Origin of the sequence: Citrobacter sedlakii NBRC 105722, from assembly GCF_000759835.1 — a bacterium.
Taxonomy (GTDB): Bacteria; Pseudomonadota; Gammaproteobacteria; order Enterobacterales; family Enterobacteriaceae; genus Citrobacter_A; species Citrobacter_A sedlakii.
Map to the genome: position 1 here is coordinate 220,282 of NZ_BBNB01000008.1, position 12,793 is coordinate 233,074.

The 12,793-nt window shown below is 53.5% G+C and carries 10 protein-coding genes; 3 read left to right on the forward strand and 7 right to left on the reverse strand.

The window, feature by feature from the left end:
- Positions 1–5: 5 nt before the first annotated feature.
- From cas7e to cysJ, 7 genes are all read right to left on the reverse strand, one after another.
- Positions 6–1,064: a type I-E CRISPR-associated protein Cas7/Cse4/CasC gene (gene cas7e / locus CSE01S_RS12260; protein WP_042288751.1), complete on the reverse strand. Its 1,059-nt coding sequence runs from the start codon at positions 1,062–1,064 to the stop codon at positions 6–8.
- A 3-nt stretch (positions 1,065–1,067) separates the two neighbouring features.
- Entirely contained in the window at positions 1,068–1,628 is a 561-nt protein-coding gene (gene casB, locus CSE01S_RS12265) for a type I-E CRISPR-associated protein Cse2/CasB (RefSeq protein WP_042288753.1), read from the reverse strand.
- Complete coding sequence (gene casA, locus CSE01S_RS12270; RefSeq protein ID WP_042288758.1) at positions 1,625–3,181, reverse strand: type I-E CRISPR-associated protein Cse1/CasA; 1,557 nt, start codon at positions 3,179–3,181, stop codon at positions 1,625–1,627. The genes casB and casA overlap by 4 nt, the downstream gene beginning before the upstream one ends.
- Positions 3,182–3,191: 10 nt before the next feature.
- Complete coding sequence (locus CSE01S_RS12275; RefSeq protein ID WP_042288760.1) at positions 3,192–5,855, reverse strand: CRISPR-associated helicase/endonuclease Cas3; 2,664 nt, start codon at positions 5,853–5,855, stop codon at positions 3,192–3,194.
- A gap of 280 nt (positions 5,856–6,135) precedes the next feature.
- Complete coding sequence (cysH, locus tag CSE01S_RS12280; protein ID WP_042288763.1) at positions 6,136–6,870, reverse strand: phosphoadenosine phosphosulfate reductase; 735 nt, start codon at positions 6,868–6,870, stop codon at positions 6,136–6,138.
- A 99-nt stretch (positions 6,871–6,969) separates the two neighbouring features.
- Positions 6,970–8,682 carry an assimilatory sulfite reductase (NADPH) hemoprotein subunit gene (gene cysI / locus CSE01S_RS12285; RefSeq protein ID WP_042288765.1) on the reverse strand — a complete coding sequence of 571 codons (1,713 nt, stop codon included), beginning with the start codon at positions 8,680–8,682 and terminating at the stop codon, positions 6,970–6,972.
- A complete protein-coding gene (gene cysJ, locus CSE01S_RS12290) occupies positions 8,682–10,481 on the reverse strand; it encodes an NADPH-dependent assimilatory sulfite reductase flavoprotein subunit (RefSeq protein ID WP_042288768.1) in 1,800 nt (599 codons plus the stop codon). Before cysJ ends, cysI begins: the two co-directional genes overlap by 1 nt.
- Before the next feature lie 304 nt (positions 10,482–10,785).
- Between cysJ and queD the strand changes: the two genes are divergently transcribed.
- The 3 genes from queD (at position 10,786) to CSE01S_RS12305 (ending at position 12,778) form a co-directional block, all read left to right on the forward strand.
- Entirely contained in the window at positions 10,786–11,148 is a 363-nt protein-coding gene (gene queD / locus CSE01S_RS12295; protein ID WP_042288770.1) for a 6-carboxytetrahydropterin synthase QueD, read from the forward strand.
- 107 nt (positions 11,149–11,255) lie between these two features.
- The gene (locus tag CSE01S_RS12300; RefSeq protein ID WP_042288774.1) at positions 11,256–12,527 is read left to right on the forward strand and encodes an FAD-dependent oxidoreductase; all 1,272 of its coding nucleotides are present in this window, start codon (positions 11,256–11,258) and stop codon (positions 12,525–12,527) included.
- Positions 12,518–12,778: a ferredoxin family protein gene (locus tag CSE01S_RS12305; protein WP_042288777.1), complete on the forward strand. Its 261-nt coding sequence runs from the start codon at positions 12,518–12,520 to the stop codon at positions 12,776–12,778. Before CSE01S_RS12300 ends, CSE01S_RS12305 begins: the two co-directional genes overlap by 10 nt.
- Positions 12,779–12,793: the final 15 nt, after the last annotated feature.

Sequence of the window (12,793 nt, forward strand, 5' to 3'; positions counted from 1 at the left end):
GGTCCTTACGCGCAGATAAAGTCCAGCACGTCTTTCATGCTCCCTTCTTTATTCATAACGTTGAAACCTACGGATTCAGTTTGCTGCGCGTAAACAGCGTTCATGTTTTCACGTAGCGCAGTGATGCGCTGTACCGACACGTTCAGTTGGTCCGAACCGACAATAGGTTTGTAGAATGCCGCCGCCAGTGAACGAGGCTGATCAAAGCCTTTTTCCGCCAACGCCCAGTTGGCATACGCGCGGCTGGCAAAACTGTTTTGCTTACCGGTCGGAGAGACCTTCAGCGCAGCTTCCGTAAAGGCACACAGTGTTTGATTCGCCAGTTCTTCATTACCGTCCAGATTTTTTATCAGCAGATCTTTGTCGATACAGATATAGGTATAGAACAGCGCGGATCCGAAGCCTGTCTCACCAAGATGTCCAGCCCCCGCATCCTCCTGAGAGGCCTGACGGAAGTCATCAACCGCAGTGAAAAAATCATCTTCCACCAGCGTTTCACTTACGCCAAACGCGTGTGCAACCTGACAGGCTGCTTCGATATTGAATTCAGGTTTATTGGCCAACATACGGCCAAACATGGCGATGTCCACCGCCATTCGATCGCGACGCAGCAATGCCAGCTCGTCGTCCGTCGGTGCGCGATTTTCTTCTGCCAGTCGGGCAGCCAATGCCTTAACCGCATCAAATTCCACCGGGCTGATATGAATAAGTTGTTCGGTTTCAGCGTTGCTTAATTGATCTTTCGCTTTTTTATCGGTTTTCACTTTCCCAAGGTAATCTGCGATTTTGGCGGCCCACTCGATCGCATGTTTCTCTCCTGCACCCTTTTCAATCATGATCTTCGCGGCTTCGCGTCCAATACGACTACTACGAATGCCGATATGTCCCACCAGCGCCTGTTCAAACAAAGCAGAGGTACGCCAGGTGCGTTTCAGACTTTGTGAGGAAATGCGCAGACGCGTCGCCCCGCCCAGCACAACCGTCTTTGGCGAGCCGGTGTCATCACGGTTCAGGTTAGCGGCCGGATAAGCGGTAAGGATGTGAAGTTGTATAAAGGTAGTCATTTTTTATCCCTGTTGATCGTTTTTATCATTGTCGCCAGCCTGGTAGTACTCCAGCGCCCAGCGGATTCGGATGAATTCGGTTGGCCGCTGTTGGCGGCGATGGTGGTTCAGCAAATCGTCGTTCTCCTGACACCAGCGGAAAACATCTTCTGCCAGCGAAATGAGGTTCACGGTTCCCTTCAGTAGCTGAACCGCGCGGCGAAGTTGACGCAGTAACTCATCTGGCGTTTTTACCGCCGAGAGCCGTGCAAAGCGCAGCTCAGACATAACAGCGCGATTCCCGTCTTTATGTCCAAGTTGCTCCGCAAAACTCTGGCGCTCATCAAGAGATTTAACCTGTGCCGCCAGCGCCGCCGTCAGGGCTAAAGCGATAAAACGCCATTCCTTTCCCCCCATCTTCCAGAGCGTATGCGTCTGCATCAGCAGGTCACGAAATCCTTCAGACAGGTAAGCGTCCGAGAGGGTTTTACTGCGCCGTAGGCTGGCACGTAGCCCTCTTTTTTCCTGCAATGTGCCATGCCACTGACGCAGCACGGTCTTATGCTCATCCCTCAAAAAATTCATTCAGCAGCCTCCTGCTTTTTTGAACTGGCAGCTTTTGCCCCATGCTTCCCCGCCAGGCTGGTGATTAATTTCTTACGTGCCCACATACTTTGTTTTAGATCCTTGTTCTCGTAGGGACTGATAAAAACATGTTCATCAAAATAATGGCGGGCGAAACGCTTGATCTTTTTCTCGCATTTACGGAGTTTTTCTTCCGGGTTTTGCCCGTCTACAAGTTCTCGTACCAGCGTCAGAAAATCGCCCTGCGTGCAGTGCCAAAAATCGATATCAATGAAACTAAAATCGCCACGTGCGCCTTTGGCATCTGAAAACCAGGCTTCTTTCAGTGCGCTACGAAGCTGAATGAGCGTTTTATTGGCCATTTGCACGGTCTTTTGCAGATCGGGGATAAGGTTTTCCGTCAACAGAAGTGGCAGGTGATGTTCATACCAGCAACGGGCTTTCATATTTTCGAAGTCATAGCCAAAGCCCCATAAGCCAACCCTGGCGCCAGTGTCCAAATGCCCATTAAACACTCTCACCACCTGCGCGGGTGATTCGTCATTGCTTTCCGATTGGTTGCTCTGATTTAGTCCCAACCAGTCACGCCAAACCAGACCACCAGGCTGCGGTTTAACGGAAAAGAAACCGTCGCCCCCTTTTAAAGGCTTCCGATACGGTGTCAACGGATGCCGCCAGCCTTCGTAGTTGACGCCGTAGTTTTTGGTCGTCATTAAGCTCAGCAACGCGTCGCTCTCAGATTGACAGATATCGCATGTACCGATCTCCGTAATGGTGAAATCCAGCCGGATACGCCGCGGCATTCCCCAGTACGCCTGCAATTTATGCACCTGTTCTGGCGTCGTGACGTCATTTTTGCCCTCACTGGTTCGCGTGGCGGCAAGCCAGGGGAAGACGGAAGCATCATAGATCTCCGGCAGCGGAAGATTGGCCGCATCCTGCGGCATAACATTCAACCACAGTTTGCGCCAGAGTGGCGTCTGACGGTTATGCTCGTATTCGTGCAGTTCGATAAGCGTGGTCATTGGTCCGCCACCACGCAGCCCGGTGCGATAACCTTTGCCGCCCGCTGGCGCATTCAGTTGCAGCGAAAATAAGGCCAGCGCCGCGCAGTGTGGGCAAAAACGTTCTGTTACGCCGCGTTTGATAAAGTGGTCTTTATGTAATTTAATGGCTTGCACGCCAGGCGTTTCGGGAAGCAAAGACGCTATCAATACGTTCTCGCCCGTTAGCGGCTCAAAATCCTGCATAAATGAGGGCGTTTGTGGTCCAAACTGAAAAGCCGGTTCGATATGTGCCAGTGCGGAACGGAATTTTTCTTCTGGTAAGCCTTCGTCCCAGATGTCATCCCAGCGTTGGCGGCTATTTGGTGCAAAACTGGTTTGCAGCAGTCCCAACAAAAACTGCCACGCCGCACCTTGTAAATCCGCCCTTGACGCCGCGATATCGATAACATTCTCATTCGCCAGACAGGCTGGCGCCAGCTTGCCCTGGGTACCGTCTTTAAACCGCACTGGCAACCATGGGGTAGTAATCAGTGAAAAATTATTCATTGGGGTATACTCAAACCTCCGTCTTGCCAATTAAACCTTCCCTTACGGAATAGCCGCATGATGCGTCGTCAGACACCACAATCACATTGACGAACGCCTTGTTCTGATGCTGCTTAACGCACCACTGCTGAAGCTGTTCACCTTCCAGCAAACAGAAATCCTGCGCATGTTTCTTCCACCAGCCTTCGCGTACGCGCAACAGGCTCATCTCCCAGCCCTTTTCTCCAGGAGCATAAGGAATAACCGTATCCTCGACGATCCTCGCCAGCCATAGAGCAATAGATTCCTCAGACAAACGAGTGGAGAGTTTTTCAGGCAGAAATTCGCTGCTATCCGGACTGTAGCCAGGCGCAAAATTGAGGGTATGCTGCATCGCAGACGCACGATCGCAGTAAAATTTACCTTCCTGCGCCTGCTCTGCTTTCGCAAACCCCGCAGGTATGACAACCTCTTCGCCATAAACCGATTCGATCAACAAACGGGCGGACTGCGGCATCTGAATCTTGCCTTGCATTCGCAATACGCGTTGCGTCAGCCACAGGCGGCCATGCTCGGGGTAGACATAAGCGCTGTTTCGCATGGCGGCAGAGAACCACTCTTCTGCTGGTTCGTCGTCCCATTCGGGGGCGAGGATATGCAGTACCGGTGAGGGGCGTTCGTCCTGACCGGGCATTTTGAGCAAACCGTTACAGTCGCGAATATGGCGCTGTAGTCGGCCTGCCCGCTGGATTAAAAGATCGACAGGAGCCAGATCGGAGATCATCTCGTCGACATCAATATCGAGCGACTGCTCTATAACTTGCGTCGCGATAATGACGCTTCCAGCACGTAACGAATGGCTTTTTTTGCCAAACACGCTCAGCGTGCGATCTTCGATTTTCTGACGATCGTGGAATGCAAAGCGACTATGAAAAAGCATCAGCCTTTCTGCACTCACCACGCTGTTGCCGAGCAGTTGCCGGTATGAACGGATGGCGTCATCAACGGAATTTCGAATCCATGCAATGCACCGCCCTTCACTGACGACATCTTTAATGTGATCAATGCAGGCGAGTTCATCATGCAACCAGGCGATATTGACGCTACGCTCAACCTCTTTACGGGTATTAACGTGCTGAGAGATAATCTCGTTTCCCGCCACTTGAGTCAGCCAGGGATAATCGTTGAATCCCAATAACGGCGCTTGTGTTTGACATTTCCCCCCTCGCGAAAAAGCCGAGACCAGCCTGTCACGCTGGCGCTGGGATAACGTTGCAGAGAGTAAAATGGTGGGGTTGCCATCCCGAGCTTGCTTTTCAATCAGGCTTTCGAGGAGTTTCGACATCCAGGCATCATAAGCATGGATTTCGTCGGCGATTAAGACCTTATTTCTCAGTCCCAACAGGCGGAGATTGTTGTGTTTAAATGGCATAACCGCCATCAATGCCTGATCCAACGTGCCTACGCCTACGTCAGCCAGCAAGGCCTTTTTACTGCTGTCAGCGAACCAGGCGGCGCAGCCCTGCGCAAAGGGTTGCAAGTCATCCCTTTCCTCAGAACCCGACATATCACAGGACCAGACAGACTGATTAAAATGTTCCATCAACGCGCGAGCGCTGTGCGCCAGCACCAGACTGGGGCGCGAGCCAGGCTGATAAAGCGACAGCCACGTTTTTTCCATTCGTCCGTACATGGCATTGGCGGTCGCCATTGTTGGCAATCCGAAATAAATTCCGTTCGCTTTCCCCTCCGCCATGAGCCGATGCGCCAGAATTAACGCAGCTTCGGTTTTCCCTGCTCCCGTAACATCTTCAAGGATAAACAACTGGGCATCGGATTTATCGATATCCAGTTCAAGCGCCTTTTGTTGTAACGGCGTGGGATGCTGAATAAAAGGAAATAGGGTATTCATTCCTGAGAAGGAGGCAACAGCGGGAGAAGATGGAAAAACAGAGATCGCTTTTTCCGCGTTAATTAATGTCTGATGCCAGTACTCCTCTATCGACATTCGCCTTGCAATGCGTGGGAAATAGCGAGTGGAAGATCCCGTCCAGTCAGCAAGAACAATTGCTGCTGAAATAAACCATGAGAGATGCTTAAATAGATCAATTCCTTCATCATCATCCCAGAATGCAGGAACGTTAATGAGCGGGAATAATGGTTTTACCGCCAGAAGAAAGTCGTGAGCGGCCTCTTTATCTGACGGACGGAAGTGATTCAGTTCCTGAACCGCAGCAGGAGGCCGCCCGTGGTGCCCGGTCGTTAATGGCATCCACAGCGCCACCGCGCGCTTCAGTTTGCGCAATGTCAGCGTAGACGGTGGGAGAAGCTCTGCGCATCCGCTTAGAAAATGCGTCCACAGCCAGAAACCAAGCGTTGCATGAGGGATCTTTTCATACTCTCTCGGCAGATCGTTTGAGGAGGTCAGATCCGGGTGGCAATAAAGCTGTTGAAACGAACGGGCAAACTTACCGATATCATGCCAACAAAGCAGCCAGGCAAAAAATTGTGCGGCCTGTTCAGTGCTAATTAATCCTAATTTACGAAGATAGTTATCGATAGAATAAATATTATTTTTTACCATCCAATAACCAACAGCGGCCACATCCAGAGAATGCCAACACAATAAATGGTAATCATCACCGTCGGATTTATCGCCGTTACGGGTTTTACCCCAGTAGTCAAATATCGCCACACACACTCCGAACTTCGTGCAAGGTGTTTAATCTTCCTCGCTATTGGTCGTGTTTTTTTTGATGTAGCGCATGCTTTTTTCGCTCTAAATATTTTCACACACATTATCAGTATTTATTACACAACACGTACGGAAAAATATTTTTAATATTTATCGTTAAGAAAATAGCATTAATTATATCTATAATTTTTTCAGGAATAACTTGTTACTCTTTTTATTAACATAAGAAAAAAGCTTCTGACATTAAGATGGCAGAGGCTTTTTTTGTTTTCTGAAGAAATTACCCCTCGTGCAAACCGCATTCGCGTTTCAGGCCAAAGAAGCGGGTTTCTTCTTCTGCCATCCCCGGCTCCCACTTGCGGGTAGTGTGCGTGTCGCCCACCGAGAGATAGCCTTCATCCCACAGCGGGTGGTATTTCAGGCCGTGTTTTTGCAGGTACTGGTACACCGTGCGGTTGTCCCAGTCGATGATAGGCAACACCTTAAACACCCCACGCTGAATGGCCAGCACCGGCAGATGGGCCCGACTCCCGGACTGCTCGCGACGCAAACCGGCAAACCAGGTCTGCGCGTTCAGCTCTTTCAGCGCACGGTTCATTGGCTCGACTTTGTTGATCTCATTGTACTTCTCAATGCCCTCAACGCCCTGTTCCCAGAGTTTGCCGTAGCGCGCTTCTTGCCAGGCGGCGCTTTCAGTCGCGCGGTACACCTTCAGGTTCAGCTTGAGCTTGTCCGTTAACTCATCAATAAAGCGGTAGGTTTCCGGAAACAAATAACCGGTATCAGTGAGGATCACCGGAATGTCCGGGCGGATCTGATTGACCAGATGCAAACTGACCGCCGCCTGAATGCCAAAGCTGGACGACAGCACGTATTCACCGGGCAGATTTTCCAGCGCCCAGACCACGCGGCCTTCTGCATCCCGTTTTTCCAGCTGGCTGTTGATTTCTGCCAACGCCATAACACGTTCAACTTTTGGCAGATCGTTCAGGGCGTTTAGATCGAGTATGGACATAAGAACCTCGTTTGCCTGCATTGCCGGGCGGCAATGACGTTTGCCCGGCCTGAAAACCTAAAGGCCCGGTAAGCGAAGCGCCTCCGGGCAAAGGCGTGGTTATTCCCAAAAATCCCGCGCAGGATCGCGCACCGGGCGAATAATGCCCGCACGCACCGTAAAGTCGCCGAAGCCTTCACCCGCTTCGCGCTCTTTCACCCAGCGCCCGATCAGTTCATCCAGCGAGGCCAGAATCTCCGGCTCGGTGATATTCTCTTTAAACATGCGGGGAATACGCGTTCCGATGCGGTTGCCGCCCAGATGCAGGTTGTAACGCCCCGGCGCTTTCCCGACCAGCCCCACTTCCGCCAGCATGGCGCGGCCACAGCCGTTCGGGCAACCGGTCACGCGCATAACAATATGCTCATCGCTCACCCCATGCTTCGCCATCAGCGTATCGACCTTATCAATAAAGGTCGGCAGGAAGCGTTCAGCCTCTGCCATTGCCAGCGGACAGGTCGGGAACGAGACGCAAGCCATTGAGTTTTCCCGCTGCGGCGTTACGGCATTCATTAAGCCGCTCTCCTGCGCGATCTTCTCTATTTTCGCTTTTTCGCTCTCCGGCACGCCGGCAATAATCAGGTTCTGGTTAGCGGTAATGCGGAATTCACCTTTATGGATCTTCGAAATCTCAAGCAGACCCGTTTTCAGCGGACGGCCCGGATAATCCAGAATACGGCCATTTTCAATAAACAGCGTCAGGTGCCAGTTATTGTCGATGCCTTTTACCCAGCCGATACGATCGCCACGACCGGTGAATTCATACGGGCGAATCGGCGCAAATGTGATCCCCGCGCGACGTTCAACTTCCGCTTTAAATGTCTCAACGCCCACGCGCTCCAGGGTGTATTTGGTTTTCGCGTTTTTACGGTCGGTGCGGTTACCCCAGTCGCGCTGGGTGGTGACCACCGCTTCCGCCACAGCCAGCGTGTGCTCCAGCGGCAGGAAGCCGAACTCGCTCGCGGTGCGGGCATAGGTTTTCTTGTTACCGTGTTCGATGGACAATCCGCCGCCCACCAGCAGGTTAAAGCCCACCAGCTTGCCGTTTTCCGCCACGGCGACAAAGTTCATGTCGTTGGCATGCAGATCGATATCATTCTGCGGCGGGATCACCACCGTGGTTTTGAACTTACGCGGCAGATAGGTCTGACCGAGAATCGGTTCTTCATCGGTGGTCGCGACCTTTTCCTGATCCAGCCAGATCTCCGCATAAGCGCGGGTGCGCGGCAGCAGATGCTCAGAGATTTTCTTCGCCCACGCGTAGGCTTCAGCGTGCAACTCAGACTCATAAGGGTTCGAGGTGCAGAGCACGTTGCGGTTCATGTCGTTGGCGGTCGCCAGCGCATCCAGTCCAACGGAGTGCAGCATCTGGTGCACCGGCTTCACGTTTTTCTTCAGAATGCCGTGGAACTGGAAGGTCTGACGGTTGGTCAGACGGATGCTGCCGTAAATCGTGTTTTCAGCCGCGAACTTGTCGATCGCCTGCCACTGTTTCGTGGTGATGACGCCGCCCGGCAAACGGCAGCGCAGCAGCATCGCGTGACGCGGCTCCAGCTTCTGCTCGGCGCGCTCGGCGCGGATATCGCGATCGTCCTGCTGATACATACCGTGAAAGCGGATCAGCAGGAAGTTGTCGCCTTTAAACCCGCCGGTGAGACCGTCATTCAGATCTTCAGCAATGGTGCCGCGCAGGTAGTTGCTTTCCAGCTTCATGCGCTCGGCGTCTGACAGTTTACCTTCGACCACCAGTGGTCCTGGATGTTTTTCGCTCATTAGTAGACATCTCGCTGATAACGGCGCTCTACGCGCAGCTCACTTAAAAATTCATCCGCTGCTTCGGCGTCCATCCCGCCGAATTCAGCAATCACGTCCAGCAGTGCCTGCTCAACGTCCTTCGCCATGCGATTGGCGTCGCCGCAGACATAAATGTGCGCGCCGTCGTTAATCCAGCGCCATAGTTCTGCGCCCTGTTCGCGCAGTTTGTCTTGTACGTAGACTTTTTCTTTTTGATCGCGTGACCAGGCCAGATCGATGCGCGAGAGCACGCCCTCTTTAACGTAGCGCTGCCATTCCACCTGGTAGAGAAAATCTTCGGTAAAGTGCGGATTGCCAAAAAACAGCCAGTTTTTCCCCGGCGCTTCATCCGCCGCGCGCTGCTGCATAAAGGCGCGGAAGGGGGCGATGCCGGTACCAGGACCGATCATAATGACTGGCGTTTGTGGGTTTTCCGGCAGACGGAAATTATCATTGTGTTCGATGAACACGCGCACTTCGCCTTCTTCTTCGACACGATCGGCGAGGAAACTGGACGCACCACCGGCACGGGCACGGCCTTCCACCTCATAACGTACCGCGCCGACGGTAATATGCACTTCGCTTTCCACTTCCGCCTGCGATGAGGCAATGGAATACAGGCGCGGCGTAAGCGGACGCAGCAGGCCGATCAGCGCGTCTGCATCCAGTTGTGCCGGTGAGAAGCGCAGCATGTCGACAATCGGCGTCGTCGCCGCATAGTGCTGCAACTGCGCTTTATCGCCCACCAGCGGCAACAGGGATTCACTGCGCGTTAGCGTGGCGTAGTTTTCAACGATATTGGCGGTGTTGACCGTTAACTCAAAATGCCACTGCAACGCCTCCGACAGCGGGAGGTTTTTCCCGTCAACCGTTACGGGTTCATCGCCTTTCAGCCATACCAGCTCGACAATCTCTTTAACCAGCGCCGGATCGTTCTGATACCAGACGCCCAGCGCATCGCCAGGCTGGTAACGCAGGCCGGAATCGCCAAGATCGATCTCGATATGGCGCACGTCTTTTTCTGAATTACGCCCGGTAATCTTTTGATTGACCGAAAGCGATGCGCTGAGCGGCGCTTCTTTGGTGTAGGGGCTGGAGTGAATTTCGTTAACCGCACCACTGGCAATGACCTGCGAAGGGGCAGCGACCGGCGCACGGGATTTCAACACGTCAACCACGCGCGCACGCCATTCTGCGGCGGCGGGCTGGTATTCGACGTCGGCATCCACGCGATCCAGTAAACGCTCACCGCCCAGTTCCGCCAGCCTGCTGTCGAAATCTTTCCCGGCCTGGCAGAAGAATTCATACGACGTATCGCCAAGACCGAACACGGCAAAGGCGGTATTTTCCAGCTTCGGCGCTTTTTTCGAAAACAAGAACTTGTGCAGCGCGACGGCTTCTTCCGGCGGTTCCCCTTCTCCCTGCGTGGAAGCCACAACAACCAGCAGCTTTTCATTGCCGATCTGTTTGAATTTGTAGTCGCCTGCGTTGACCAGCGTGACGCTGAGTTTAGCCGCCAGCAAATCATCACGCAGCGCTTCCGCGACACGGCGCGCGTTGCCGGTCTGGGAAGCGGAAATCAGCGTGATGCCCGGCATTTCAGCGACCGGCGCAGGCGGTGACACGGCTGCGCCCGGCTGCTGATTCAGCATGCCCCAGAAATAGCCAGAGACCCAGGCAAGCTGCGTGGGCGAGAGATCGGTTGTGGCCGCCTGAAGGCGCGCCAGCTGCTCCGGGTTCAGCGGAAGCAAAGCGGAAGGTGGGGCCTGTGTCGTCATGCGTCGTTATGTTCCAGTAAGCAAAGCGGATTTAAGCGATAAAACCCAAACTGAGGGTAAGGTTAACGGCGGGGATAATAACAATTAAAGAAGGGTTGGAAATATCAAATAACCAAATGGACTAACCTGTTTTAGTTATCGTTATTAACAATAAAAGCGATTAAATAACCCACTGAAATATATAGAGATACACATTATTCATCGCGTCAATTCCGTAATCAACGCGTCATGGCCGCTTTAGTTAATGCGAAAAAATGTACTTTGCTGTACCCTACGGCGGTTTTTGCCTGACTGAGAATTTAAGATGACCACCACCCTGTTTAAAGATTTCACCTTCGAAGCCGCTCACCGTTTGCCGCACGTCCCGGAAGGACATAAATGTGGTCGTCTGCACGGGCACTCTTTTATGGTGCGCCTGGAGGTTACCGGCGAAGTTGATCCGCACACGGGTTGGATTATTGATTTTGCAGAACTGAAGGCAGCGTTTAAGCCAACCTATGACCGTCTGGATCACTACTACCTGAATGATATTCCGGGTTTGTCGAATCCCACCAGCGAAGTGCTGGCGAAGTGGATTTGGGAACAGGTAAAACCCGCAGTACCGTTACTGAGCGCGGTGATGATAAAAGAAACGTGTACGGCAGGCTGCGTCTATCGCGGCGAATGATCCGCATTTTCCCCAGCTACCTGGCGTATAACCGGGATGTGCCGGGAGTCAACATTCCTTTACCGTCAATCTGATAGGGTTATGTGCTCTGGATAAAGGAGCACAGCATGGTTGACGATTTCGATATTATTTTTGTCGGGGCAGGGATAGCGGGAACCGCTTGTGCTTTACGTTGCGCCCGCGCCGGACTGTCGGTGCTGTTGCTTGAGCGTGGAGAACGCCCCGGCAGTAAAAACCTTTCCGGCGGACGACTCTACGCGCATGCGCTCGCCGAACTTCTCCCCCACTTCCAACGCACCGCCCCGCTGGAACGACGAATTACCCAGGAAAACCTCACGTTACTCACGCATGACGGCGCGACAACCTACTCCAGCCTGCGTTCGGACGGGGAGTCATGGAGCCTGTTGCGCGCCCGCTTCGATCCCTGGTTTGTCGCCCAGGCGGAAGCCGAAGGTGTTCAGTTTATCAGCGGCGTGACGGTTGAAGCGCTGCATTGTGAAAAGGGCAGGGTTTGCGGCGTGATTGCTGACAACGAGACGCTGCGCGCCCGCTATGTTGTCCTGGCGGAAGGCGCAAACAGCCTTCTGGCGGAACGTTATGGTTTTTTGCCGCCGCCATCGCGAAACAGTATGGCGCTGGGGATAAAAGAAACGCTGGCGCTGGACAAACAATTGCTTGAGGAGCGTTTTCGCTTATCTTCTGAAGAAGGCGCAGCGATGTTGTTCAGTGGTGAAATTTGTGCCGATCGGCCCGGCGGAGCGTTCCTGTATACCAATCAGGACACGCTCTCTTTTGGCGTCGTCTGTCCTCTCTCCTCGCTGGCGCAGGGTGATATTCCGGCAGGCAGACTGCTGGAGCGGCTGAAAACGCATCCGGCGCTTCGCCCTTTACTCAAAGGCAGCGAAACACTGGAGTACGGCGCCCATCTGGTGCCGAAAGGCGGCCTGCATAGTCTGCCCGTGCAATATGCAGGGGAAGGCTGGCTGCTGGTCGGAGATGCGCTACGTAGCTGCGTCAATACCGGCTTCACAATCAGAGGAATGGACATGGCGCTTCTCGGCGCGCAGGCCGCGGCGCAAACGCTAATTCACGCCTGCCAGAAACGCGATCCGCAAAATCTTTTTCCGGCCTACCATCAGGATATTCAGCACAGTCTGCTGTGGGACGTTCTGCAACGCTACCGTCATCTTCCGGACCTGTTACAGCGCCCGGGATGGTATCGTCAATGGCCCGCGCTGATGGATGATGTTTCCCGCGAAATCTGGCGTCAGGGAGAGGGACCGGTGGCCCCGTTGCGCCAGGTTGTCTGGCGTCATCTCCGTCGTCACGGCCTGCGTCATTTAGCAGGCGATATTATCAGGAGCATACGATGTCTGTAGCCCGCAACGTCTGGCGTCCCGCCAGTTTTTCCCATATCGTTCCCGCCAGGCAGATCGACCACGAAACGGCCGCGCGGCTGATCGCCGCCTGCCCTGCCGGGCTGTATTCCCTGTCACCGGAAGGCGAATTGCTCATCGACTTTCGCGGCTGTCTGGAGTGCGGCGCCTGTCGCCTGTTGTGCGACGATGAAATGTTGCTACAGTGGCGCTATCCCGCGTCCGGTGCTGGCATCGCTTACCGCTTCGGCTAATATTTATAAGGATAA

Bases quoted from the DNA above. Each gene is read 5' to 3' on its own strand.
- cas7e (WP_042288751.1), bottom strand. From the start codon at position 1,064: ATGACTACCTTTATACAACTTCACATCCTTACCGCTTATCCGGCCGCT.
- casB (WP_042288753.1), bottom strand. From the start codon at position 1,628: ATGAATTTTTTGAGGGATGAGCATAAGACCGTGCTGCGTCAGTGGCAT.
- casA (WP_042288758.1), bottom strand. From the start codon at position 3,181: ATGAATAATTTTTCACTGATTACTACCCCATGGTTGCCAGTGCGGTTT.
- cysH (WP_042288763.1), bottom strand. From the start codon at position 6,870: ATGTCCATACTCGATCTAAACGCCCTGAACGATCTGCCAAAAGTTGAA.
- cysI (WP_042288765.1), bottom strand. From the start codon at position 8,682: ATGAGCGAAAAACATCCAGGACCACTGGTGGTCGAAGGTAAACTGTCA.
- cysJ (WP_042288768.1), bottom strand. From the start codon at position 10,481: ATGACGACACAGGCCCCACCTTCCGCTTTGCTTCCGCTGAACCCGGAG.
- queD (WP_042288770.1), top strand. From the start codon at position 10,786: ATGACCACCACCCTGTTTAAAGATTTCACCTTCGAAGCCGCTCACCGT.
- CSE01S_RS12300 (WP_042288774.1), top strand. From the start codon at position 11,256: ATGGTTGACGATTTCGATATTATTTTTGTCGGGGCAGGGATAGCGGGA.
- CSE01S_RS12305 (WP_042288777.1), top strand. From the start codon at position 12,518: ATGTCTGTAGCCCGCAACGTCTGGCGTCCCGCCAGTTTTTCCCATATC.